This window comes from Delftia acidovorans SPH-1 (assembly GCF_000018665.1).
GTDB classification, from domain to species: Bacteria; Pseudomonadota; Gammaproteobacteria; order Burkholderiales; family Burkholderiaceae_C; genus Comamonas; species Comamonas acidovorans.
In genome coordinates this window covers 3,558,832-3,584,469 of record NC_010002.1, presented here as the reverse complement: position 1 = coordinate 3,584,469, position 25,638 = coordinate 3,558,832, and the positions used below count along the sequence as shown (strand labels likewise).

17 protein-coding genes and 1 tRNA gene are annotated in these 25,638 nt (G+C 66.4%); 6 read left to right on the top strand and 12 right to left on the bottom strand.

Annotation, left to right across the window (positions count from 1 at the left end):
• Positions 1–86: 86 nt before the first annotated feature.
• The 5 genes from DACI_RS16475 to DACI_RS16455 form a co-directional block, all read right to left on the bottom strand.
• Positions 87–1,091, bottom strand: a complete 1,005-nt coding sequence (locus DACI_RS16475; protein WP_043781723.1) for a FecR domain-containing protein — start codon at positions 1,089–1,091, stop codon at positions 87–89.
• On the bottom strand, positions 1,070–1,576 hold the full coding sequence (locus tag DACI_RS16470; RefSeq protein ID WP_012205109.1) for a sigma-70 family RNA polymerase sigma factor: 507 nt from the start codon (positions 1,574–1,576) through the stop codon (positions 1,070–1,072). Before DACI_RS16470 ends, DACI_RS16475 begins: the two co-directional genes overlap by 22 nt.
• A gap of 119 nt (positions 1,577–1,695) precedes the next feature.
• Positions 1,696–4,191: a TonB-dependent siderophore receptor gene (locus DACI_RS16465; RefSeq protein ID WP_012205108.1), complete on the bottom strand. Its 2,496-nt coding sequence runs from the start codon at positions 4,189–4,191 to the stop codon at positions 1,696–1,698.
• Positions 4,192–4,286: 95 nt separating this feature from the next.
• Positions 4,287–5,297, bottom strand: coding sequence for a FecR domain-containing protein (locus DACI_RS16460; protein ID WP_012205107.1), 1,011 nt, complete (start codon positions 5,295–5,297; stop codon positions 4,287–4,289).
• Positions 5,294–5,836, bottom strand: a complete 543-nt coding sequence (locus tag DACI_RS16455) for a sigma-70 family RNA polymerase sigma factor (protein WP_043783465.1) — start codon at positions 5,834–5,836, stop codon at positions 5,294–5,296. Before DACI_RS16455 ends, DACI_RS16460 begins: the two co-directional genes overlap by 4 nt.
• A gap of 229 nt (positions 5,837–6,065) precedes the next feature.
• Here DACI_RS16455 and DACI_RS16450 point away from each other — a divergent pair, with 229 nt between their 5' ends.
• From DACI_RS16450 to DACI_RS16425, 6 genes are all read left to right on the top strand, one after another.
• A complete protein-coding gene (locus DACI_RS16450) occupies positions 6,066–8,678 on the top strand; it encodes a sensor domain-containing protein (protein WP_043781721.1) in 2,613 nt (870 codons plus the stop codon).
• A 256-nt stretch (positions 8,679–8,934) separates the two neighbouring features.
• Positions 8,935–10,785 carry a methyl-accepting chemotaxis protein gene (locus DACI_RS16445; RefSeq protein ID WP_043781718.1) on the top strand — a complete coding sequence of 617 codons (1,851 nt, stop codon included), beginning with the start codon at positions 8,935–8,937 and terminating at the stop codon, positions 10,783–10,785.
• 315 nt (positions 10,786–11,100) lie between these two features.
• Positions 11,101–12,205 (top strand): peptide chain release factor 2 gene (gene prfB, locus DACI_RS16440; protein WP_013802816.1). Its coding sequence is split into 2 segments (ribosomal slippage): positions 11,101–11,181 and positions 11,183–12,205, totalling 1,104 coding nucleotides; the frame shifts between segments, so codons are not numbered across the junction.
• Positions 12,206–12,282: 77 nt separating this feature from the next.
• Positions 12,283–15,009 (top strand): aminopeptidase N, encoded by a 2,727-nt coding sequence (gene pepN / locus DACI_RS16435; protein WP_012205102.1) that lies wholly within the window; start codon positions 12,283–12,285, stop codon positions 15,007–15,009.
• A 50-nt stretch (positions 15,010–15,059) separates the two neighbouring features.
• On the top strand, positions 15,060–16,067 hold the full coding sequence (locus DACI_RS16430) for a class 1 fructose-bisphosphatase (protein ID WP_012205101.1): 1,008 nt from the start codon (positions 15,060–15,062) through the stop codon (positions 16,065–16,067).
• Positions 16,068–16,093: 26 nt separating this feature from the next.
• A tRNA-Thr gene (locus DACI_RS16425) sits at positions 16,094–16,169 on the top strand.
• Between the two features lie 212 nt (positions 16,170–16,381).
• Here DACI_RS16425 and DACI_RS16420 read toward each other — a convergent pair.
• The 7 genes from DACI_RS16420 to DACI_RS16385 form a co-directional block, all read right to left on the bottom strand.
• Entirely contained in the window at positions 16,382–16,891 is a 510-nt protein-coding gene (locus DACI_RS16420; RefSeq protein ID WP_012205100.1) for a hypothetical protein, read from the bottom strand.
• Positions 16,888–17,412: a hypothetical protein gene (locus DACI_RS16415; protein ID WP_012205099.1), complete on the bottom strand. Its 525-nt coding sequence runs from the start codon at positions 17,410–17,412 to the stop codon at positions 16,888–16,890. Before DACI_RS16415 ends, DACI_RS16420 begins: the two co-directional genes overlap by 4 nt.
• A complete protein-coding gene (locus DACI_RS16410; protein WP_012205098.1) occupies positions 17,409–17,816 on the bottom strand; it encodes a phage holin family protein in 408 nt (135 codons plus the stop codon). Before DACI_RS16410 ends, DACI_RS16415 begins: the two co-directional genes overlap by 4 nt.
• 63 nt (positions 17,817–17,879) lie before the next feature.
• Complete coding sequence (locus tag DACI_RS16405) at positions 17,880–18,254, bottom strand: hypothetical protein (protein WP_012205097.1); 375 nt, start codon at positions 18,252–18,254, stop codon at positions 17,880–17,882.
• A gap of 785 nt (positions 18,255–19,039) precedes the next feature.
• Positions 19,040–20,056 (bottom strand): hypothetical protein, encoded by a 1,017-nt coding sequence (locus DACI_RS16395; protein ID WP_012205095.1) that lies wholly within the window; start codon positions 20,054–20,056, stop codon positions 19,040–19,042.
• Positions 20,053–20,970, bottom strand: coding sequence for a carbohydrate-binding protein (locus tag DACI_RS16390; protein ID WP_012205094.1), 918 nt, complete (start codon positions 20,968–20,970; stop codon positions 20,053–20,055). Before DACI_RS16390 ends, DACI_RS16395 begins: the two co-directional genes overlap by 4 nt.
• A complete protein-coding gene (locus tag DACI_RS16385) occupies positions 20,967–25,634 on the bottom strand; it encodes a phage tail length tape measure family protein (protein ID WP_012205093.1) in 4,668 nt (1,555 codons plus the stop codon). The genes DACI_RS16390 and DACI_RS16385 overlap by 4 nt, the downstream gene beginning before the upstream one ends.
• Between the last annotated feature and the right edge of the window lie 4 nt (positions 25,635–25,638).

Below are 25,638 nucleotides of genomic sequence, written 5' to 3'. Positions count from 1 at the left end.
AATCGGTCCTTGGAGGCGGTGAAGAAAGAAGCTCTTTCCCCGTTGCCAGCCGAGATCCGAAAAAGTGTCACCCTGCCTCGATTTTTTTAGTTCCTGGCGACCACGGTGATCCAGTAGCCGCGCATGCGCGTCTGCACGTCGACGGGATAGGTGGAGGCCAGCATGGTCAGCGTCCGGTCCGTATCGCCCAGCGGGAAGGAGCCGGACACGCGCAGCGCGCGCACCTCGGGCGCGCATTGCAGCAGGCCGGGCCGGTAGCGCGACAGTTCGGCGCAGAACGCGGCCAGCGGCATGGCGTCGGCCATCAGCATGCCGTGGGTCCAGGCCGTGACCTCGGGCTGCAGGGGCTGGGGCGCGGTCACCTCCCCCGCTCGCAATACCGTTTGCTGACCGGCTTGAACGACCAGCGCCGGGTGGGCGGCGCCGCGCAGCGTGACTTCCACGGCGCCCTCGGTCACGGCCAGGCGCACGGGGCCGCCGTCCGCCCTGCCCCCCTCCTGCCGCACGGTGAAACGGGTGCCCAGCGCGCGCAGCCGGCCATGGGCGGTGTCCACGACAAAGGGGCGGCGCGGTGTGGCGGTATCTGCCGCCGTTTCTATGGAAATCGCGCCCTGGCGCAGGGTGAGCAGGCGCAGTGCGCCATCGAACCGGATGTCCACCGCGCTGGCCGTGTCCAGCAGGAGGCGGCTGCCATCGGCCAGATGCTCGGTGCGGCGCTCGCCGGTGGCGGTGCGCAGGTCGGCGCCCCAGCCGCGCTGGTCCGCTGCGCTCCATACCAGCCAGCTTGCAGGCGCCACGGCCAGCAGCGCGGCCAGCCGGGCCACGGCGGCGCGGCGCTGGGCGCGGTGGCTTCGGGGCCGGTCCAGCGCCGGCATGGCCAGCGCTGCAGGCAGGCCCCCCAACTTGCCCAGCAGCCGCTCGGCACGCTCCCAGGCCAGGGCATGCTGGGGGTCGGCCTGGCGCCAGCGTTCGCAGGCGGCGCGGTCGGCATCGGTGGCGCCGCTGTCGTGCAGGCGCATCAGCCATTCGGCGGCCTCGTCGAGCACACGCGCTTGCAGGGGCGTCTCCATCACGCCATTGCCACCAGGCATTGGCGAAACGCCTGGGCCATGTAGCGCTTGACGCTGGTGAGCGAGACCTCCAGCTGCTGCGCGATGTCCTCGTACTTCATGCCATCCAGCTGGGACAGCAAAAACGTGCGCCGCACGATGGGCGGCAGCGCGTCCAGCATGGCGTCTATCTCGTGCAGGGTCTCCAGTACCAGGGCGCGCTGCTCGGGCGAAGGCGCCACAGGCTCGGGCAGTGCGGCCAGGGCTTCGAGGTAGGCCCGCTCCAGCGCCTGGCGCTTGTACCAGTTGACGAGCACGCCCTTGGCCACCGTGGTCAGGTAGGCACGCGGCTCCTGCACACCGGCCAGGTCGCGCACGCCCAGGATGCGCACGAAGGTGTCCTGCGCCAGGTCCGCCGCGTCCGCCCCGTTGCCCAGCCTGCGGCGCAGCCAGCCCTGCAGCCAGCCATGGTGGGCGGTGTACAGGGAGGCGGCTTCTCGGTGCTGGGGGGTGGAGGCGGATGGCATGGCAGGTCCCGATTCCCTTGGGGGCGGGGCCCGCAATCAAACAAGAATCATTCTTATTCGATTGTATCCATGCCAGGGAGCGTGCAACCGCGCTTTCGACCGGCCTGATGCCGCAAGGCCTACCAGATGTACCCGAACCGAACCACCATGTTGCGCGCTTCGCCATAGTTGCAGGCATTGGCGGAAAAGCACGACGCCGTGTGGTACTTGTCGAACAGGTTCTTGACCGTCAGGCTCACGCTGGCCCCGCGCCAGTCACTGCGCATCTTTCCCAGGTCATAGCGCAGCGAGGCATCCACCAGGGTGAACGACGGTACGCGGAAGCTGTTGTCCGCATCGCCCCAGCTCCAGCCGATGTAGCGTGCCCCCACGCCCGCCCCCAGCCCCAGCAGGTCGCCCCCAAAGGCATAGTCCACCCAGGCCGACGCCATCTTGCGGGGCACTTCGTAAGGCGACTTGCCCTGCACGTTGCCGCCCCACTGGTCTGGCTGGGCCCGGGTCACCTTGACGGGGTTGTAGGTCAGCGCGGCCAGGAGCTTGAGCCCGCGCATGGGCTGGACTGCCGCCTCGAACTCGATGCCGCGAGAACGCACTTCGCCTTGCTGTATGGAATAGCGGACGTTCTCGGGGTCGGTGGTGAGCACGTTCTGCCGGCGCAGCTCGAAGGCGGCCAGCGTGAAGCTGCTGCGCTCGTCGGGCGAGTACTTGACGCCGACCTCGACCTGTTTGCCGGTTTCCGGATCAAAGGGCCGGTCGTTGCGGTCAGCGCCCATCAGAGGGACAAACGACTCGCTGTAGCTGACATAGGGCGCCACGCCATTGTCTGCAAGATAGGTCAGGCCGACACGGCCGGTGAAGGATTTGGGCTTGCGCACGCTGGTGGACACGGGGTCGGCCAGGCGGCTGGTCTGCTCCAGGCGGCTCCAGTCGTGGCGTCCGCCCAGGGCCAGCACCCAGCGGTCCTTGCGGATGCGGTCCTGCACGTAGAGGCCCACCTGCTGGGCGCGCTCATCGCGCAGCGCATCGGGCTGCAGCAGCGAGGTGTCGATGAAGCTGCCATAGACGGGCCGGTAGATGTCCAGCTGCGGCCCGTCGGCGATATAGGAGTCGAAACTGGAGCGGCTGCGGTTGTAGTCCAGCCCCACGATGAGTTCATGCTGCAGGCCGGCCGCCGCGAATTGGCCCGACAGGCTGGTGTCCACGGTGTAGACGCCACCCTTGCCATCGCGCGAATCGATCTCCCGGTTGGTGATGGAGCCGTCGATCAGCGGCCCGTAGCGGAACATGTACTGCTCGTGGTTGCGTGCGTGCAGGTAGCGGAAGTTCTGACGCAGCGTCCAGCCGCTGTCGAATTCGTGCCGTGCGTCGTAGCCCAGCGATGCGACCTCGGTCTCTTCACGGTCGAAGCCCGGCTCCCCCAGGAAGCGGTTCAGGGGCAGCCGGCCATTGGGGTTGCGCCCGTTGAGCGCATCCCACTGCACGTTGGTGGACATCATGGCGTGGTTCTTCTGGTAGAAGCCGCGCAGCGTGACGCTGGTGCGCGCGTCCGGCGCCCAGGTCAGGCTGGGCGCCAGGTAGACGCGGTCATCACGCATGAAGTCGATCTGCTGGTCGGCCGCCCTGGCCAGCCCCACCAGGCGATAGCTCACCGTGCCATCGTCACCCACCGGCCCTCCGAGGTCGAAGGCCGCCTGCCGGCGAGCATGGCTGCCCACGGACAACTCCATGCCGCGCACCGGATCGGCCGAAGGCCGCTTGGACACGAAGTTCACGATGCCGCCCGGCGAGTTCTGGCCATACAGCACCGAGGCCGGCCCCTTGAGGACCTCCATGCGCTCGGCCCCGTAAGGCTCCATGCCGAAAAAGCCCAGCGTGCCCAGCGGCATGAGGCGCAGCCCGTCCAGGTAGAAATTGCCCGAGAACTGGCTGAAGCCGCGCACCGACAGGCTGTCGTCCGCAGGATTAGCCCCGCCCGTGTTGGTGCGCACGCCGGCCGTGTACTGCACGGCGTCGTTGAGCGTGCGCACGCCCTGGTCGTCCATGCGGTCGCGCGTGATGACGGACACCGATTGCGCCACCTCCAGAATCGAGGCATCAGTCTTGGTGGCCGTGCTGGCCCGGCGCGCCACATACCCGCTGGTGCTGCCCCAGGGGCTTTCTGCCGGGGCCGCGGCGGTCACCCTGACCTCACCCAGCACGGTCGATGCCTGGTTGGCCTCGGGCACCGCACGCAGCACAAAACCGCCCTCCCCCGCCGCCTGCGCCTGCAGGTCGGTGCCGGCCAGCAGCCGGTCCAGCGCCTCGCGCACCGTGAGGCGGCCCTGCACGCCCTGGGTGCGCCGGCCCTGCACCAGGGCGGGCGGCGCACTGATGCTCACGCCTGCGTCAGCGGCAAACGCCGTGAGCGCGGCGGCCAGCGGGCCTGCCGGCACCTGGAACGGACGCTGCACCGCGCCGGTGGCCGCCGCACCGGCCTGGGCCAGCGCGGCGCGTGGCAAGGCGGCGCCTGCCGCCAGGCCCGCTGCCATGAGCGCGGCGAGGCCTGTCCGGGACAGTGAAAAGAGCAAGGGGGAGGGAGTGCGCGCCACGCTGCGCATGCCGGGCCGGAGAGCCATGGTCTGTTTTTCCTTCGGAAGTCGTTCGATGAAATCGGTTGCCATCGAACAGGACACGGCCTGCCGCAGAAAGGGGCCAGATTCCGAAAGAAATTTCAGCCCGGTGGTGTACCGCGCGCCGCCACCGTCACCCAGTAGCGTGTGCGGTAGTGGACCTGCACGGGCAGCAGGTGCACGAGGTTGGCGAGCACGGCGTCCGTGCCGGTATCGGCATCGCCCAGTTGAAAGGCGCCGGTGACGCGCAAATCCGCCACAGACGGATCGCAGTGCAGCCAGCCGGAGCGGTAGCGCGACAGCTCGGCCACGAAGTCGGCCAACCGCATGTTGTCTGCGGACAGCAGGCCGCGCGCCCATTGGGCGGCGCCGGCGTCCGCAGGCTCGGCACGGCCCATGCCCATGGCGTCAAACCACAGTTGCTGGCCTGCCTGCAGCTGCTGCGCGGCGCCGCCACGGGTGGTGATCTGCACGGCACCCTGCAGCACGGCCACTTCGCTGCGCTCCCGGACACTGCGCACGACAAAGCGCGTGCCCAGGGCGCGCACCCTGCCCTGCCCTGTGGTGACCACGAAGGGCCGATGCCGGGACTGCGGGTCGGGCGCGGTCTCTATGAAGACGGCGCCCTCACTCAGGTGGACACGGCGCAGCGCCTCGTCAAACAACACATCGACGGCACTGCCCGTATCGAGCACGATGCGGCTGCCATCGGCCAGCGTCCATTCGCGACGCTCGCCCGTGGCCGTCGCATGGGTGGAGGTCCACTGCATCCAGGGCGCGGCGCGCCAGGCCAGCCAGCCCACGGGGGCCGCCGTGATCAGCAGGGCCAGAGCGCGCACGGTATCGCGGCGGCCCACGGCGCCCAGGCGGCGCTGCTTGCGGGCCAGGGCCGGCGCACCCAGTGTGGGCGGCAGGCTGCCCGCGCGCTGGCTCACGGCCAGGGCGCGCAGCCAGGCCTGCTCATGGACATCGGCACGGGCGCGCCAGGCCTCGAAGGCGCGGTGGTCGGCCTCGCTGGCCTCGCCCGAGTGCAGCAGCACGAACCATTCGGCGGCCTGCAAGGCGATTTCGCGCGACAGCGGCGCTGCGGCCTGGGAGTCCACGGCGTTCATGCCGACAGCAGGATGCACTCGGCCATGGCCTGGGCCATGTAGCGCTTGACCGAACGCAGGCCCATGCCCAGTTGCTCGGCAATGGCCGCATAGGTCAGCCCCTCGACCTGGGACAGGATGAAGACCGCGCGCACCTTGGGCGGCAGGCCGTCGAGCATGGCATCGACCTCCTGCAGCGCCTGCAGGATGAGCAATTGCTGCTCGGGCGACGGCGCCTGCGGCGCTGGCAGTGCGGCCAGGGCCTGCAGCCAGGCCTGCTCCAGCGACTGGCGGCGCAGGTGGTTGATCAGCAGGCGCCGCGCCACCGTGGCCAGGTAGGCGCGTGGCTCGCGCAGGGCGGGCAAGTCGCCCGCAGGCGCGGTGAGCAGGCGGATGAAGGTGTCCTGCGCCAGGTCGGCCGCGTCGCAGGCATTGCCAAGTCGGCGGCGCAGCCAGCCCTGCAGCCAGCCATGGTGGCCGGCATAGAGGGTGGAGATTTCGCGGTGCAAGGGGCTGGAGACCGCGTTGGAGGTGGCGCTGGAGGCTGGGGCGGATGGCATGGTAGGACCCGATGGCTTGAAGGCTGGTTGCACCATCAAACAAGAATCATTCTCAAATCATTGTAACCAGCGGCAGCACTTGCCTAAGAGTGCCATCAGGCGGACCATCCATGGGCGAACAGAGGGAGCAAGTGCGATCAGGTGTGGCTGGACATCCAGCTGCTGCGCCGGATCGGTATCATTTAGAAACAATCAATCATCAGCTCAGCATCCATCAGGAGAGCGAACCATGTTCGAAACGCGGGTAGCAGGCACGGCAGGGCAGCAGGCGCTGTGGAGCACGCTGGACAAGGCCATGGCGCTGGCGGAGTTCACGCCCGAAGGCCGGCTGATGCGCGCCAACGCCAATTACGAAGCCATTCTTGGCTACCCGACCTCGGGCGCCGAGGGCCTGCTGCACAGTGACCTGTGCACCCAGGCACATGCCGATCCCGACGCCTACGGCCGGTGGCGCCAGCGCTGGGGCGCGGGCGAGACGATCTCGCGCGTGGGCGAACACCGGCGCCGCGACGGCAGCACCTGCTGGCTGGAGGCCACCTATGCCCCCGTGCTGGATACCCAGGGCGCGCTCAGCCATGTGCTGTGCATTGCCACCGACATCACGGCCCGGGTGCAGGCCGACCGCAGACGGCAGGAGCATTTGCGGCGCCTGTCCCTGGTGGCCGATGCCACCGACGCAGCCGTGGTGATCGCCGACGGCAACTGGACCATCTCCTATGTCAACGCAGGCTTCACCCGCATGTTCGGCTGGAGCAGCGAAGAGGTCGTGGGCCGTGCGCCCATCGCCCTGCTGGTGCCGCATGCCTCGCCCGAATTCACGGCCGCCTACCGCGCCGAACTGGACGCAGGCAAGCCGGTGTACCGCGAGGAAATCCTCGTCGGCAAGGACGGCGAGCGGTATTGGGTCAGCGCCCAGGCCAATCCCGTCATGGGCCCCGACGGCCGCCTCCACACCACGGTGACCGTGATCACCGACATCACCGAGGCCAAGATGCACGAGGTGCTGCAGCGGCGCGCCCTGGAGGCCATGGCGCGCGACCAGCCGCTGACCGAGGTGCTGGACCTGGTCTGCCGCGAGGTCGAGCGCATTGCGCCCGACATTGCGGTCTCGGTGCTGGAAGTCGATGACCAGAGCCGCCTGCACCCGCTGGCCGCGCCCAGCCTGCCGGCCTCCTATTCGGCGGCGCTGGACGGCGTGCCCATCGGCCCCAATGTCGGTTCCTGCGGCGCGGCGGCCTTCCACAACCGGCCCGTGCTGGTGGGCGACATCGCCACCGATCCGTTGTGGGCCGACTTCAAGCACCTCATCCTGCCGCTGGGGTATACGGCCTGCTGGTCCACGCCCATCTGCGGGCTGCAGGGCGGCGTGGCCGGCACCTTTGCCTTCTACTACCGCCATTTCGACCGGCCCGGCCCCGATCCCTTCCACCAGCGGCTGGTGGAGGCCTGCACCGACCTGTGCGCGCTGGCGCTGGAGCGCGAGCAGGCACGCCGCCGCATCCGGCAGCTGGCCTTCTACGACGGGCTGACCACCCTGCCCAACCGCAGCCTGCTGCTGGCCCAGGCCGAGCAGGCGCTGTCCGTGGCTTCTCACGAGGGCCACGAGCTGGCCGTGGTCTTCATCGACCTGGACCGCTTCAAGCAGGTCAACGACTCGCTGGGCCACCCGGCCGGCGACCGGCTGCTGTGCAGCGTGGCCCAGCGCATCCAGGCGGAGCTGCGCACGGGCGACATTGCCGGGCGCCTGTCGGGCGATGAATTCGTCATCGTGCTGCCACACTGCGGCGGTGCGCAGGCGGCCGAGGTGATCGAGCGGCTGCAGTCGGCACTTGGCGAGCCCTGCATGATCGACGACGTGTCCCTGGCCAGCACGGCCAGTTGCGGCATTGCCGTGTTTCCCGCCGACGGGCGCGACATGGAGACCCTGCTGCACCGCGCCGACATGGCCATGTACCAGGCCAAATCGGGCGGGCGCGGGCTCTACAGCTTCTTCAGCCCCGAGATGAACCGCCTGGCGCAGGAGCGGCTGGTGCTGGAGACGGCGCTGCGCGACGCCCTGCGCAGCGGCGGCCTGCGACTGCACTACCAGCCCCAGCTCGACCTGAAGGACGGGCGCCTCTACGGCGTGGAGGCCCTGGCGCGCTGGAGCCATGCGGAATTCGGCGAGATCTCGCCCGCACGCTTCATTCCGCTGGCCGAGGAATGCGGCCTGATCGGCGAGCTGGGCACCTGGGCACTGCGCGAGGCCTGCCGCCAGCTGGGCGAGTGGCGCAGCCGGGGCATTGACGTGCCGGCCATGTCGGTCAACCTCTCGCCCACCAGCTTTCACAACCTGGACCTGCCGCGCATGATTGCCGACACGCTGGAGCACAACGCGCTCAAGCCGCAGGACCTCACGCTGGAGATCACCGAAAGCCTGCTGCTGGACACCAACCCGGGCACCATGCGCACGCTGCAGGCCGTGCATTCCCAGGGCGTGCGCCTGTCCATGGACGACTTCGGCACGGGCTACTCCAGCCTCAGCTACCTGCGCCGCCTGCCGGTCAGCGAGCTCAAGCTGGACCGCAGCTTCGTGGCCGACCTGGAAAACGACGAAGCCGCCCAGGCCCTGAGCAACGCCATCCTGGGCATAGGCCGCAGCCTGCACCTGACCGTGGTGGCCGAGGGAGTGGAGACGGCGGCGCAGAACACCATCCTGCGCGAACAGGGCTATCCGGTCGCGCAGGGCTATCTGTTCTCGCGCCCGCTGCCGGCAGCGGATCTGGAGCGGTGGCTGCAGGCATCGAGCCTGCAAGCCGGCCTGGCGACGGACGTGGGATCGGACGTGGGATCGGACGTGTGAACGGGCATGTGAGCGGGCATGCGAACGGACCAGGCCGTGCGCGCGGAGACCTCGGCCGGAAAAAGTAACAATCCGCAATAAATATTCGGACTGGACCTATTTTTCCCTAAGCCTCGCCGGCAAGTGACCGATAACTGCGGCATGGCGGGGCCGAGTGTCGGTCCCGCTGATCGCCACCGATCGCCACCGCATCCCCTCGATTCGCAGCCACCGCCGCTCACCCGCTTTCGCTTCTCGCCGTACGGCACTCCCCACCATGATGTTTTTCCGCAATCTGAAGCTGGCCCACAAGCTGCTGGCCTCTTTCATCGCCCTGCTGCTGCTGACCGCCGGCCTGGGCCTGTTCTCCGTGGTCCAGCTGGACCGTGTCAACCGCACGGCCACCGACCTGGCGCACCACTGGATGCCCGCCGAGCGCGTGATCATGGAGATGCGCTACCAGCTGCAGCGCTACCGCTCGCAGACCATGCAGCATGTGCTGGCCACCTCGATGGATGAAATGGCCATCTACGACAAGAGCATGCCGGCGTTGTGGTCCGAGCTGCTCAAGAACCATCAGGCCTTCGAGCGCTATGCCAACACCGCGCGTGAGCGCGAGCTGATGGCCGGCATCAAGGACGACCTGGGCCAGTACGCGCAGCACACGGCAAAGATCGTGGACCTGTCCCACGCCCTGCGCACCGAGGAAGCCTCCGAGGTGCTGCGCGGCGATTCGGTCAAGACCAGCCGTGCCATCAACACCAAGCTGGACGAACTGCTCAAGATCAACGCCCAGGGCATCGAGGATGCCAACCAGGCAGGCGACGACATCTTCACCGCCGCGCGCTGGTGGGTGATCGCCCTGCTGGCGGGGGCCGTCCTCTTCGGCCTGGGCATGGCGCTGCTGATCGCCCGCAGCGTGGCACGCCCCCTGCAGCAGGCCGTGAGCCTGGCACAGGCCGTGGCCGCCGGCGACCTGGGCAGCCGCATCGAGGTGCATGGCAAGGACGAGACCGGCCAGCTGCTGCAGGCCCTGCAGCACATGAACGAGAGCCTGCAACGCATCGTCGGCCAGGTGCGCCAGGGCACGGACTCCATTGCCACGGCCAGCGGCCAGATCGCCTCGGGCAACCAGGACCTGTCGGCCCGCACCGAGGAACAGGCCAGCTCGCTGGAGCAGACCGCCGCCTCCATGGAGGAGCTGACCTCCACCGTCAAGCAAAACGGTGCCAACGCCCAGCAGGCCAACCAGCTGGCCGCCGCCGCCTCCCAGGTCGCTGTGCGCGGCGGCTCGGCCGTGGCCCAGGTGGTGCAGACCATGTCCGCCATCAACGATGCCTCGCGCAAGATCGTGGACATCATCGGCGTCATCGACTCCATCGCCTTCCAGACCAACATCCTGGCGCTGAATGCCGCCGTGGAAGCGGCCCGCGCCGGTGACCAGGGCCGGGGCTTTGCCGTCGTCGCCTCGGAAGTGCGCACCCTGGCCCAGCGATCGGCCGCCGCCGCCAAGGAGATCAAGCAGCTCATCGACGACTCGGTGGGCAAGGTCGAGGAAGGCAGCGCCCAGGTCGACTCGGCCGGCAAGACCATGGAGGAGATCGTGGCCAGCGTGCGCCGCGTGACCGACATCATGGGCGAGATCTCGGCCGCCAGCCATGAGCAGACGGCCGGTATCGAGCAGGTCAACCAGGCCGTCACGCAGATGGACCAGATGACCCAGCAGAACGCCGCTCTGGTGGAGGAATCGGCGGCGGCCACCGGCGCACTGCAGGCCCAGGCCAAGGCGCTGGCCGAGGTGGTCAGCGTGTTCAAGCTCTCGCCGTCCGCCGGCATGCTGGGCAGCAGCCGCGGTGTCAACCACGCCGCTGCCGTGGCAGCGCCCCGCCACGCGCCGACGGCGCCCCGCCCGCATCTGGCGCCTTCCGCTCCCAAACGCGCGGTGCCCGCACGTGCTTCGGCCGCCCTGCCTTCTGTAACCGGTGCGGCCGGTGCAACCCCTGCTCCGGCTGGCGCCGCGCGCCCGGCCCAGCCAGCACAGCCGGCCCGGCCCGCCGTGACGGCATCGGCCAAAGCCAAGGCCAAGGCGGCCAGCACGGCTTCCGACGACGATTGGGAAACCTTCTGAATCAGGTTTTCGCCCGCCCCGCCAGGGGCGGACATGCCTGCCAAGGCCCGACCAGCTTCTGCTGGCCGGGCCTTTTTTCCGGGAGGTCTGCAGTCAGATCACGCCAGGGTCCACGCTGCAACCTGCGCATTGCCATGGCCAAGCCCTTCAAATCTGCCATGATCGGCCGCTGCAAGCCCTTGTTTTGAAAGCCATCGTCACACGGCAGCGCGCCTCCAGACCCGCGCGGCGGGCGCTTGTCCCGGCACGATGCCTCAGCATGAGAAAATCGGCGATTCGGCCAAGAACACATTCATCAGAAGAACGGAACACATCATGGAAGCAGAACGCATCAACCTCATCGGCAACACCCTCGAAGATCTGTCGCAGCGTGCGGCAGATCTACGGAGGTATCTTTGACTACGATGCAAAGTACGAACGACTGCGCACGGTAAACGCCTCGCTGGAAGATCCCAGCGTCTGGAACGATCCCAAGAAGGCCCAGGAGCTGGGCAAGGAAAAGAAGCTGCTCGACGGCGTCGTGCTGACGCTGCAAAAGCTGACCACCGAGCTGGCCGACAACGCCGAGCTGTTCGAGATGAGCAAGGAAGAAGGCGATGAGACCGGCCTGCTCACCATCGAGGGCGAGACCGCCAAGCTGCAGCCGCTGATCGAGGAGCTGGAGTTCCGCCGCATGTTCGGCAAGGAAGCCGATCCGCTGAACTGCTTCGTGGACATCCAGGCCGGCGCCGGCGGCACCGAAGCCTGCGACTGGGCCGGCATGCTGCTGCGCCAGTACCTGAAGTACGCCGAGCGCAAGGGCTTCAAGGCCACGGTCGAGGAAGAGACGCCGGGCGACATCGCCGGCATCAAGAGCGCGACCATCCACATCGAGGGCGAGTACGCCTACGGCCTGCTGCGCACCGAAACCGGCGTGCACCGCCTGGTGCGCAAGTCGCCCTTCGACAGCTCGGGCGGCCGCCACACCAGCTTTGCCTCGCTGTTCGTCTACCCCGAGATCGACGACTCGATCCAGATCGAGATCAACCCCTCGGACGTGCGCACCGACACCTACCGCGCATCGGGCGCGGGCGGCCAGCACATCAACAAGACCGACTCGGCCGTGCGCCTGACGCACATGCCCACCGGCATCGTCGTGCAATGCCAGGACGGCCGCAGCCAGCACAGCAACCGCGACGTGGCATGGCAGCGCCTGCGCTCCAAGCTCTATGAGCACGAGATGCAAAAGCGCATGGTGGAGCAGCAAAAGCTGGAGGACACCAAGACCGATGTGGGTTGGGGCCACCAGATCCGCTCGTACGTGCTGGACAACAGCCGCATCAAGGATTTGCGCACCAACGTCGAAATCTCGGCCACCCAGAAGGTGCTGGACGGCGACCTCGACGCTTTCATCGAAGCCTCGCTCAAGCAAGGCCTCTGATTTCAAGCCCCTGGGCGGCACCGGCCGCACAGGGGCTTGGACTCTGTCCCCTGATATTGGCATAGGAAGGAATCTGTATGCTGCAACTGCGTGACGGGCAGGCCCCTGCCACCGCCATCCACCGCGCCGACTACCAGGCTCCTGCCTGGTGGATCGACACCGTGGACCTGACCTTCGATCTCGATCCGGCCAAGACCCGCGTGCTCAACAAGATGCGCGTGCGCCGCAACACCGAGGTGCCGGCCCAGCCGCTGCGCCTGGACGGCGATGAACTGAACCTTGCGCGCGTTCTGGTCAACGGCGGCGGCACCTCGTTCAAGATGGACGGCGACCAGCTCGTGCTGGAGAACCTGCCCGAGGGCGGCGACCCCGTCGATCTGGAAATCTTCACCACCTGCGCGCCCGCCAAGAACACCAAGCTCATGGGCCTGTATGTGAGCCAGGGCACGTTCTTCACCCAGTGCGAGGCCGAGGGTTTCCGCCGCATCACCTATTTCCTGGACCGTCCCGACGTGATGGCCATGTACACCGTGACGCTGCGCGCCGACAAGACCGCGTACCCGGTGCTGCTGTCCAACGGCAACCTAGTCGAGCAAGGCGCGCTGGAAGACGGCCGCCACTTCGCCAAGTGGGCCGACCCGCACAGAAAGCCCAGCTACCTGTTCGCCCTGGTGGCCGGCAATCTGGTTGCGCGCGAGCAAAAGATCAAGAGCCGCGCAGGCCGCGACCACCTGCTGCAGGTCTTCGTGCGCCCCGGCGACCTGGAGAAGACCGAGCACGCCATGAACTCCCTCATGGCCAGCGTGGCCTGGGACGAGGCCCGCTTCGGCCTGTCCCTGGACCTGGACCGCTTCATGATCGTCGCCACCAGCGACTTCAACATGGGCGCCATGGAGAACAAGGGGCTGAACGTCTTCAATACCAAGTACGTTCTGGCCAGCCAGTCCACGGCCACCGACACCGACTACGCCAACATCGAGTCCGTCGTCGGCCACGAGTACTTCCACAACTGGACCGGCAACCGCGTCACCTGCCGCGACTGGTTCCAGCTGTCGCTCAAGGAAGGCCTGACTGTCTTCCGCGACCAGGAATTCAGCATGGACATGGCGGGCAGCCCCTCGGCACGCGCCGTCAAGCGCATCGAGGACGTGCGCGTGCTGCGCACCGCCCAGTTCCCCGAAGATGCGGGCCCCATGGCCCACCCGGTGCGGCCCGACAGCTACATCGAGATCAACAACTTCTACACCGTCACCATCTACGAAAAGGGTGCCGAGGTCGTGCGCATGCAGCACAACCTGGTGGGCCGCGAAGGCTTTGCCAAGGGCATGAAGCTGTATTTCGAGCGCCATGACGGCCACGCCGTCACCTGCGACGACTTCGCCCAGGCCATGGCCGACGCCAACCCCGGCAGCGAGCTGGCCCAGCGCCTGGACCAGTTCAAGCGCTGGTACAGCCAGGCCGGCACGCCCCAGCTGCGCGCCGAAGGCAGCTATGACGCCGCCGCACGCACCTACACGCTGACCCTGAGCCAAAGCTGCGCGCCCACGCCGGGCCAGGCCGAGAAGCTGCCCTTCGTCATCCCCGTGCAGATGGGCCTGCTGGGCCAGGACGGCCGCGCGCTGACCCTGCGCCTGCAGGGCGAGGACCAGGCGGCAGCGGGCGACAGCCGCCTGCTGGTGCTGTCCGAGCCCAGCCACAGCTTCGTCTTCACCGACGTGGACCAGGAGCCCGTGCCCTCGCTGCTGCGCGGCTTCAGCGCCCCCGTGGTGCTGCAGCACAGCGACAGCGATGCCGCCTTGCTGACCCTGCTGGCCCATGACAGCGACGCCTTCAACCGCTGGGAAGCCGGCCAGCGCCTGGGCCTGCGCATCGCGCTGCAGGCCATTGGCGACACCTCCATCACGGCAGACGCCAGCGGCCAGATCACGGCCGCCCTGCTGCCGGCCTCCTTCATCGAGGCCATGCGCGGCGTGCTGCGCCATCCCCAGCTGGATGCGGCCTTCAAGGAGCTGATGCTGGCCCTGCCCGGCGAAAGCTACATCGCCGAGCAGCTGGCCGTGGTCGATCCGCAGCGCGTGCACGCCGTGCGTGAAGCCATGCGCCAGCAACTGGCGACCGAGCTGCAGGCCGACTGGCAGCAGGCATGGCAAGAGCACAGCGACACCGGCGCCTACCGCCCCGACCCCGTCAGCTCCGGCCGCCGTGCGCTGGCAGGCCTGGCCCTGTCCATGCTGTGCCTGGCCGCACGCGCCTCGGGCGACAGCGTCTGGCCCGGCAAGGCGCTGCAGCGCTTCAAGGACGCGGGCAACATGACCGACCGCATGAGCGCCCTGACGGCCCTGGTGCAAAGCGGCCATCCGCTGGCCGCCCAGGCCCTGGCGCGCTTCCACAAGCTGTTCCAGCACGATGCGCTGGTGCTGGACAAGTGGTTCGCACTGCAGGGCGGCGCCTGCGACCGTGGCGGCAACGTGCTGCCGGCCGTCAAGCAGCTGATGAAGCACCCCGACTTCCAGATCAAGAACCCCAACCGCGCGCGCAGCCTGATCTTCAGCTACTGCAGCGCCAACCCAGGCGCCTTCCACCGCGCCGACGCGGCGGGCTATGTGTTCTGGAGCGAGCGCGTCATCGAGCTGGACGCCATCAACCCCCAGGTCGCCGCCCGCCTGGCGCGCGCCCTGGACCGCTGGAGCAAGCTGGCCGAGCCCTACCGCACGGCCGCACGCGAGGCCGTCGCCCGCGTGGCGGCCCGCGCTGAACTGAGCAACGACGTGCGTGAAGTCGTCACCCGCGCCCTCGCGGATTGACCCAAGGCGCGGCCCAGGCCGCGCCTCCCGGATTTTTAGGAGTTGAACCCATGAAGAAAAACGTCAGCCTGACCCGCTACCTGGTCGAGCAGCAACGCGTGGACGGCCTCATCCCCGGCCAGCTGCGCCTGCTGCTGGAAGTCGTGGCCCGTGCCTGCAAGCGCATCAGCCAATCCGTCAACAAGGGTGCCATCGGCGACGTGCTGGGCACGGCCGGCAGCGAGAACGTGCAGGGCGAAGTCCAGAAGAAGCTGGACATCATCGCCAACGAGGTGCTGATCGAGGCCAACGAATGGGGCGGCCACCTGGCGGCCATGGCCTCCGAGGAAATGGAAGGCATCTACCTGGTGCCCAACCGCTACCCGCACGGCGAATACCTGCTGATGTTCGACCCGCTGGACGGCTCGTCCAACATCGACGTCAACGTCTCCATCGGCACCATCTTCAGCGTGCTCAAGAAGCCCGAAGGCCACCCCGGCGTGACCGAGCAGGACTTCATGCAGCCCGGCACCCAGCAGGTCGCGGCCGGCTACTGCATCTACGGCCCGCAGACCACCCTGGTGCTGACCGTGGGCGACGGCGTGTCCATGTTCACGCTGGACCGCGAGCAAGGCTCCTTCGTGCTGGTGCAGGAAAACATCCGCATCCCCGAGGACACCAAGGAATTCGCCATCAACATGTCCAACATGCGCCACTGGGACACCCCCGTCAAGCGCTACGTGGACGAATGCCTGGCCGGCGTGGAAGGCCCGCGCGGCAAGGACTTCAACATGCGCTGGATCGCGTCCATGGTGGCCGACGTGCACCGCATCATGACCCGCGGCGGCATCTTCATGTACCCCTGGGACCGCCGCGAGCCCAACAAGCCCGGCAAGTTGCGCCTGATGTACGAAGCCAACCCCATGGCCTGGCTGGTCGAACAGGCCGGCGGCGCCGCCACCAACGGCAAGCAGCGCATCCTCGATATCCAGCCCACCCAGCTGCACGAACGTGTGAGCGTCATCCTCGGCTCCAAGAACGAAGTCGAAAAAGTGACGCAGTACCATTCCGAGGCATAAATTTGCCGTTATAATTTTTGTCTGTCGCCGGTGTAGCTCAGTTGGTAGAGCAGCTCATTCGTAATGAGAAGGTCGAGGGTTCGATTCCTTTCTCCGGCACCAAAAACATAGCATCCATGCGGGTTCCGCGAGGATTGTGGGAGGAAATTGGGGGAACTCAATTTCCTCTTTTGGTTTCTGCAGCGCGCGCGAGCTTACCTGATTTCGATCAGGCGCCCGCATCGGCTGGCCACTCTGCCACCCAGACTCGAACGCAAAAAAGCCCCTCGGCAGCCATCAAGGCGCCGAGGGGCTTTTTTGCGTTCTTACTGTACTCATCGTGACATCTTGGGCCACGCATCCCGCATCAGCGCGGAGTCAGCGGCGTGGCCATCAGCCGCTCTCGCGATGTCTGCACCGCGCTCTGCCATGCGTTCACCTCGATCTGCCAGCTCTTGGAGTACGGCTGTGCAGGTTGAGGCGTACTGAGCGAGGGCGGGCTGGGCAGCTCCAGCGATGCGCTCGGGGAGGCCGGCAAAGTCGCCCCGCATGCCTGCAGTAGCAGAGCGCAGCTCGCGCAGACTGCGGTCGAGATCCTGCTGCGCGGCCTGGTTGCGCTGGCCCGTGGCCTGGAAGGTTGTGAGTGCATCGGTCAGTCCTTTCTGAAATCCGGCCATGTCCGTGACGGCCTGGTGGGTGGCTTTGAGTTCGGCCGTGGTCTGCTGGTGGCGCAGCTGCTCCAGTTGCAGGCCGTAGCGCTGGCCCTGGGTCCACCAGGCGCCAGAGGCCCCGATGGCCAGGGCTGCGCCGGCGGCGGCTAGGTGGGTGTATAGCGCGGAGATCACGTGGCCGCCCCCGTCACAGCGGCACGCGCCTGGGCATGGAATGCATCCCAGGTCTGCCGGTGTGGCTTGCCGGGCCGCCAGGTGCGCAGCGCGTACAGATCCCAGGCGCCCTGCACGTCGCCCACAGCCGGCAGCCGGCGGGCATCCGTGAACAGCAGCAGCCGGGCCAGCGCGGCGGCCAGCACGTCATCTTGCTCGATGGCCTCCCAGATACTCGTCGGGACGGGCAAGCACCCGCGCTGCTCAGCGATGGCGCGCAGCAGGCGGTTGGTGGATGGGTGCAGGAAAACGCCCCAGACCCCGCCCCGGCTTGCACGCGAGCCGAGCTCGAACTGCCAGAAGCCCCGGGCCGGGCCCTTGACGCCGGGCCGGCCCTGCACCAGCTGATAGCGGTAGGTGAACCGGGATTCCTGCAGGCCGATGGCCAGCAGCATCACGCGGGCCTCGGGCGTGTCCATGGCGGCCGGCAGCAGCGCCAGGGCCGGGTTGATCGCGGTCTTGATGATCGTGTCGAGAGTCATTGGTCTTCCTTTTGCTTGTCGATGCCCAACTTCCGCTCCAGCACCTTCTGGCCAGCGGACTCAACCCAGATCAGGCCCTTGGCCCCGGCGTGGCCGCTCATGCCGACAATCGCCGAGGTCAGCAGCGGGTTGAGAGTGAAGTACTCGCAGAGCCAGAACGCCACTAGGCCGGCGAACGCGCTCACGCACAGCTCGCCGATCAGCGAAGAAAGGTTCCAGGCCAGGATCTCGCCGCGGCGGACCTTCATCCACCAGGATGCGAGGCCGCCGAGCAAGGCCGTGCCAAGCACGATCCCGTATTCCTGCAGCGTGTAGCTCAGGGGCGTTTTGACCGTCGATTGCGCCCATACGGCGATAGGCACCACCAGTTGCAGGCTGATGAGGAGGGTGATGAATATGCGCATCAGGCATTCCGTTCGGGCATGAAAAAACCCGCCTGAGCGGGTTGGGGTGGAGTGGTGTCGGGGTCAGAGCGTCACAGCTAGCGCGAACGCAGCATCGAGCGATCCCGGTGTGCCGCCGAGCTGCGCCCAAAGAGCGGACAGAAACGGGTTGTGCCGCTCCCAGGTGTCCGCCTCGTACTCGATCTGAGCAGCCCGCTTGTCGGCGCCATCAGGCATTGCGGCAATGGCTGCCTCAGCGGCTTCGAGCAGGCCCAGCATCAGCAGTGCGAGCCGGCCCTGGCGGCGCGTGCACGAGATGTGCGCCACCGAGGGCGTGGGCTCGTACTGCTCGGCCGCCACGCGCCAGGCGCCTGGATGCAGTTGCTGCGCAACCTCGGGCGTTGCGATGATCGTGTTTGCGACTGTGCCGTCGGCGTTGAGTATTTCGATGCGTTGCATGGCTCACCCCAGCGAATACTCGATGATCACGACGCCCGCGCCCCCGGCACCGCCCGTGCCGGCATTTGCGCCACCACCACCTCCACCGAATGGGCCGCCCGCGCCTGCGGCACTCCCACCCGTCGAATTTCCACCGCCGCCGGCGAACTCACCTGCAAAGCGATTTGCTGCAGCACCAGCCCCGGGGCCACTTTGGCCGCTCGCCGTCGCAGCGGGAATACCAACTGGGAGCAACACTCGGCCACCTGCGTACCCCGCGCCAGACAAGATCCCCGGTAGCGATGGCCCGCCAAAGGTGCCAGATGTATTCGGCCCGCCCGTGCCAGCACCAGCCGAGCCACCGGAGGCCAGGGACCCATACCCGACGCCGTAGACGCCGACAGCCCCACCGCCAGTGCCCGTAGCGTTGCCCGACGCGCCACCCGTGATGTTTCGGTCCCCACCTGTGGCCGTTCCGCCGCCGGTTGTCGTCCCGCCGTTCGCAGTCAACGCAACGCCCGTGCCCGTGACAGTTGTCGCGCCGCCTGCAGCCCCATTGCTCGCCCCGCCGGCGCCAATCGAAATTGCGAGCGTCAGCCCGGCAGTCAAAAACACACGCTTTTGCGCCAGGCCGCCTGCGCCGCCGCCGCGCCCGGTATTGAGCCCAGCGGCACCGCCGCCGATTGCCGTCAGCAGATACCAGCCATCCACGGGGCAGGTGTATGTCACCGATGCCGGGGCAATCTCCTGCATCAGCGCGCCACTCCCCCCGCCCCCTCCGAACAGCTCCGAAATTGGTGTCGCGCTCATACCCACTCTCCTCGTGTTGCGTTGTACTTGATGTCCAGGCCGAAGCCCTTCTTGTCGATGAATCGTTGGCCAGGCGTCTGGCCACGGAAATTGACCGTCAGAAAGTCAATGACCTGGTTGCGCGATACAGCGGCTGCAAGCCGGATCCCGATCTTGCTGTCGCTGCTGAGGCCGGTCGTCGGCAGCGTAAGCGTCACGTTTGCAGCCGCGATCACATAGATCACCCCGGGCACGGCGGTCGTGTTGCCCGTGATGACCTGCTGCGCCATGCCGCTGGAGCCCTTGGCGGCCACGCCGATGACCCAATCGGACTTCGCCGAAGCGCCGCTGAATGTGTCCACAGCGATGACCAGCGCGCCCGTAGCAGGGTCGTAGCTCTGCACAGGGCCGCTCATCTGGGTCGCAGGGTCGCTGGTGGACGTGGCCACGACGTACATGCCGGTCACGAACGAGCGCGATGCTTCGATCGTGAAGCTTTTGGCGCCGGCACCAGGAGTCACGCTCGTTGTGCTGCTGCCCTTGAGCTGCTGGGTCGCGAAGACCTCGGCCTGGTCGCGGAAGTCTTCAGCCGCATCGCGGGCGGCCTCGGCGCCTGTCTTCGCCGTGTTGGCAGCCGTCGCCGAGCCGGAGGCGGCCGTGGCGCTTCCTGCTGCTGCCGATGCGGATCCTGAGGCGGCGGTGGCCGAGCCTGCAGCGTTGCCTGCCGACGTGGAAGCGGCCGTGGCGCTCCCAGCCGCTGCTGTTGCGCTGCCGACTGCTTCTCCTGCCTTGGTGGTCGCCGTGGCCGCCGCCGCCTGCGCTGCGCTTTTGGACGCATCGGCGGCCACTGCCCGCTCGTCGGCAGCGACCGCGTTTTGGTTGGTTTGGGTCGCCGCAGTGTTGATCTGCGGCACCATGAGCACCTCCGCTGCGACAAACGGGAAGCTCTTGGCGTTGAACTCAGCCGCCGTATCGCCCGGAGAAGGCGCCGGCGGCAGCGCATCAATCGGGGTTGGCGTAACGATGTCTGTCATGTCAGTCCTTCCAGCTCCAGCTCGGAGTCTGCATAGTCGTAGTAAGAAAGAAGAATTTCGTAGTTCTTGCAGAACCCGTAGACCACCGTTGCCTCGAACCGACCGGAGCCGATCCAGAGACACGGTGTGGCCCGCACCGAGATCAGGAAGTCGTTGAACGCATCGACCTCCTTGGAGGCAAGGAGCATCTGGAACGCGGCACGCCTGGCGAACCCTCGCTCCAGCAGGATGACGTCGCCGAACTCGTTGCGATCCTTGATCGAGTAGTCCTGGAAGCTCACACGCGCGCCCGACTTGACGCCGAGCGAGAACGTGCGGCGCTGCCCCATCAGGATCACGCCGATGGCCAGGTCAGCCGTGCCAGTGACATCGACCAGAACGTCGGCCGCCGGGAAGCTGGGAAGGTCTTGCAAGAGAGCTTGCGTCGGAGTGCGTCGCTCCCCGAAAAACCACTCCCACCAGCCAACAGCAACCGGGACTGGAGACATCGCCGTTGTCTTGTCATAGACGGTGCCGAACGTCGGATCAATCAGCCGTACGCGGATGCTCGTGGCGCCCGTGACATTGAGCAGACCGAGCGACGTGATCGCTTGGCCGGGCTTGATCCGGTAGCTGATGTTGTTGGCCTGTTTGACTTGGCTGCTGATGGACTTGTCGAATGGCTTCCAGCGGTTCGTCGGGCCCACCTCCTTCCATTTCGGCGTGGCGGACGGCGTGACCGGGTTGTTCCCGGTGTTGCTGTCTGCCGCGCTTTCATAGACCTTGTGCTGTGCCACCACGATCACGCGATTGCCTGTCGAATAGGTGGTTCCTGCAGCCCACTCCGGATAGTCCGTTTCTGGCACATCACTGGACACCAGCATGGCCGGTGTCACAGTGATTGGCGCCACGACGATGAGCGATGAAATGCTCATGCTGTTACCCCCTCTCCTTCTTTGCGTGGCTGCGGCATACCGTCGCCATCCCATCGCTGCAGCAGCTTCGCCACCACCCCCTGGAGCCGGACGATCTGGCCCGCCTGAGTGCGGTTCTCATCAATCAGCTGCGCCATCAATGCCTCAAGCCGGGCGTTGTCGTTGCCGCTACCCATGCCAGTACCGCCCGCCCATGGGTTGAAGGCAGCCGGCACGATGGCCTCGTTCTTGTGGACGATGGCCAGCATGTCCTGCGGCACACGGTTGGTCCCAACGTCGAAGCCAGGCACACCAGCCGCACGCAGAGCTGCAAGCACGTCGCGCTCGTAGAACCCGTAGATGTCTGCGAGATCCTTGGCAGTTGCGCCGGCGGCCGATGCCTCGGCCCACAGGCCAGCAACGTCGCCCGTGCCGTCGTACTTGCTCTTGATCGCGTTGATGTCATCGAGATGCGAGATACGGTCCGGGTCAGTGATTGGGTCACGCCAGGTGATTCCGCCCACGTTGTTGACGCTGCCGTACTTCGATGTCGTGCCGCTGCCAGCGCCTCCCTGCCCCCAGCCAGGCCGCCCGTTGCCACCTGGCACAGGCGTCTTGGAGCCGCCCGTGCCGCCCGCTGTGTCCGGGAACATCAGCGCCCTCAGCGCTTCGATGGCCTTCTCAACGCTCAGCGTGGCGTCGATCTGCGCCTTGCTGCCGTCCAACAGGTCGCGCCAGTAGCTCAGCGTCTTGTTGAGGCCCTCAAGCTGCTCTTGCGAGTTCTTGAGCTGCCGCTCCTCTGTGGAGAGTTGAGCATCCCCGTAGCCAGCGATCTGGCTGAGCTGGTTGGCCAGCACCAGAGCGTCGCGGTCGCGCTCGAACTGCGATGCGTAGCGGCCCGATGTGATGCCGCCGCGCGCCGCGGTGATTGCGTCTGTGAGCCCGTCGTAGCTGGACAGCTTGGCGCCGCCGCGCACGCCCGCCAGGGCCTGCTCGATGTAGACCATGCCCGCAGCGGCCTGCATCTGCTGAGCAGCATCGATGGAGCCAAAAAGCTCCTTCGCGTTCTGCTTCAGCGGCGTCAGGATGCTGGATATCGCCTGCACTGCTGCCTGCGAGTCCGTCACGATCCGCTGCCAGTACTCCTGCTCGCGCTGCACCGCCGCTTCAAAGTTCGCCAGCGCGGCGTCCTTGGCCTTCTGCTTGGCCTCCTCCAGTGCGCGCGCTGCTTCGTCTGCTGCCGACTTGGCCGCATCGGCCGCTGCCTCCGCCGACTTCTGGGCCGAGTCGGCAGCGATGCCGAACAGCTGCGCCAGGGCCAGCAGCTTTGCCGCAAGCTCCGTGTTTCCAGAGGCCAGCGCCTGCTCGATGAGGGCGCGGAATTTCTTCTTTGCCTCTTCGCCGCCAGCGGGGTCGATGTCCACGACTCCCAGCTTTTTGAGCTGGTCGCGGACTTGGCGTTGCAAGATCTCGGCCCTTTCCTGTTCGCTATAAAACCCTGCGTAGAAGGCGTTCACGTTGCCGGCCAGCGCTTCGATGCCGCCCGAGAACTTGAGCAGCTCGGTCTGGGCCTTGGCCGTGAGCCCGGCAAAGCTGGTCATCGTGTCAGCCCAGCCCTTGAAGGCAGCATCGATCACCGCGATCTTCTGGATCGCAGCGTTGAGTCCCTCGACCGTCACGTCCTCGCCCAGCGCGTCCAGCTCTTCACGCATCCAGCCAGGGATGTCGCCCTTCTTGATCTCGTTGACAAGCTCCCCGCCCATGTCGGCCACAAACTGCGCCCAAGCCTTCTCCGGGTCCCTGTCCATGTCCCGGTTTTTGTACTTCTTCAGCACTTCGCCCGTGACTTTGTCCAGGATCTGGAAGTAGCCATACACGCCTTCATCCGCATACTTGGGGTTCGTCGAAAACCCGGCCGCGATGTCGATCTCTCGCGCGCCACCCCCGCCGATCTTGGCCAGGGCCTTGTACATCTCAAGCATGCCGTTGACGGTCTTTTGCAGCTGCTTGTCGAGCGCCTCGTTCTTGCGCGTGGTGAAGTCGCCGAGGGTGTTGCCCCAAGCATCTGTGCCAAGCACTTGCTTCACGGCAAGGTCGCGGTCGGTGGTCGCCGTGGATGCGACGCCGCCCGAGTGGTTCGGGCCGCGCGAACCAAACCAATCACCCTTCAGGATCTTGAACAGCGCCAGTCCTGCACCCAGGTACGGAAGCGCCCCACCAAACATGCCGAGGGCCGACGAGCCACCGGCCAAGATGCCCGCCGCGCCCGCGCCGCCCAGAGTGGAGCCCGTCAGCGTAGCCATGATGCCGGCGCCAATGGAACTGCCAACCGTGGTAAGCGACATGCCGCCGAACAGCAGATTGCTGACCAACCCCGAGCCAGCGCTGCCAACAACGCCGCTGGCAGCCGCGCCTGCCCCACCACCTCCGAAGATGCCGCCCATGACTGCCTGGACGACAGGCTCAAGCACCAACGTGGCAAACAGTCGCTTGAGGTACTGGGCGGCGTCCTTGCCGCCGGCCATGATGTAGTCGCTCAAGGTCCGGCTGATGGTCTGGGCGGTCTTGTCCCAGTCCTTCGCCGCCTCGTCCGCCGCCTTCTTGTTTCCCTCGCGGAAGCCCTTCTGCTGCAGCACGCCCAGCAGTTCCTTGCGCGCGGCAAGCTCCCGCTCCAGGGCATCAATGGTGGCCTGCGACTCCGTGCCCATGCGGGCCATCTGCAGCTGGTCTTCCAGACGCGCGATGGTCAGGCGCTCCACGGCCTCGGCCAGCGTGATGTTGGCAGCAGCAGCAAGGGCATGCGCCTCCTCTTCCTGGCGCGCCTTGCGCACGGCATCCTCTGCAGACTTGATCGCAGCTTGACGCTTGTCGGCCAGGCGGTCGGCCTGCTTGATGTCGTCCTCGATGGCCTTCTGCAGGTCGCGGCGGGACTTCTCCTCTTCCTTGGCCAGGGCGATGGCGAAAGGCTGCTTCTTGATCAGGTCTTCGACGTACTTGACGTACTGAGCCTGGGTGATGTTTCCCTTCTCGAATTCTTTCTGACCACGCGCCAGCTCTTCGTAATAAGTGCTGCTAAATCCGGCCAGTTCTGCATAGACCTTGGCTTGATCGGACAGCTCCTTTTTGGCCTCGCGCGCAGCAGCAGCACTGCCCTTGTTGGCTTTGTTGTACTGCTCTGTCTCGTAGGCCAGAACACGCTTTATCTCAGCTTCCGATTTACCAGCGTCTTCCCCTTCACGTCGGATCTTGGCCAACTTTTCCTGGAGAGTTGCTTCATTTTCAAGGGCTTTGGCGTAGTCCTTGTCGAAGGCAAGACGCGCAGCCATTACACGGGAAGACTCCTGCTGCTGCATGGCTGCGATTTTTTCGGCATCAGCTTTTTCGTAGAGAGCCCAAATCTCCTTGCGCAGAATTTCAATGCCTTTTTCGCGCGATGCACGCATGGCAGCGTTATCGACAGCAAGCGGCTCCGTCAGCTTCCGCTCCAGCTCTGCCTGTGCTGCATTGATTTGGTCGTTGAGCGTTGCAGCACGCCCCACATTGAGCATTGCGTCCCACGCTTCAGCAGCCTTGCCTTTGATAGCCGCCCATCCTCTTTCGATGTACCCGAGGGACTCCCTGATTGACGCGCCGCGCTCACGCATGGCGCCGTCCAGCGCCTCCATGGCTACCTTGGATGCGTCAGCCTTGCGGCCCTGGTCATCTAGGGCCTTGATCTGCTCGTACACGGATACCGTCAGGAAGTTTGTCCCCTCGTTGAGCTTGATGACGGCGGCCAACGGATCCTTTTGCAGGCTGGCGAACTGGTCAGCCGTCTTGCTGACAGCCTGGCCCGTGAGCTTCTCCCATTCAATGGCTGTCTGCGTGTAGCGGCGCAGCTCTTCGCCACCGCGCACGCCGGCCGCGACAAAATCAGCTAAGCCGGACGCAGCCTGTGCTTGAGTTCCCACCACGGCATCGATCTGCCTGGCGTAGTCGCGCAGCTGACTGGAAGTGACACCAGACGCATTCCCGGTCAGCACAATGGACCGGACAAATGCGTCGCTCTCCTTTGAGCCTTGATAGTACGCAACGCCCAGTGCAGCTGCGCCGGCAGCGGCCACTGTGAGCGGGTTCACCAGCCCCCACACATACCCTGCGAGCGCCTTTGCAGCCGCCCCTGCGCCGCCGAACATGTCCTTCAGCTGCCCTCCCTGCTGCAGGAAGACGGTCATGGGATTCATGCCGCCTTGCAGGGACACCACGATGTCCGTGAACTGGGCGGGAACACCGCGCAGGGCGGCTTCCGTCGCCTTGGCGGACATTCCGATCTTGCCCAGACTTTGCACCGCCGCGTTTTGCGCGGTATCCGCCTTCTTCAGCTGATCAAGGTAGGGGGATAAAACATCTCCACCAATGTTGGCGGGCTTGCCAAGCACCTCATAGAACTTGCCAACAGATTTTTCGCCCGCCTCGCTTGCCGCAGTGGTCTTCTTGATGCTGTCGATGATGGATCGCGAAGCGCCATCGACCTTCTGCGCAGCCTGCTGACCTCCATTGCCTATGGAGCCAATGCTCTCCCCGATTTTCTTTGCCGCAGCCTCAACACCAGGCCCAGACTGGCCGAGCTTCTCAAGCTGCTTCTGGGCGCGCTCAAGATCAGTGGTATCGGCCTTGAAGTGGATCGCGCCTATTTCTTCGCTCATACGG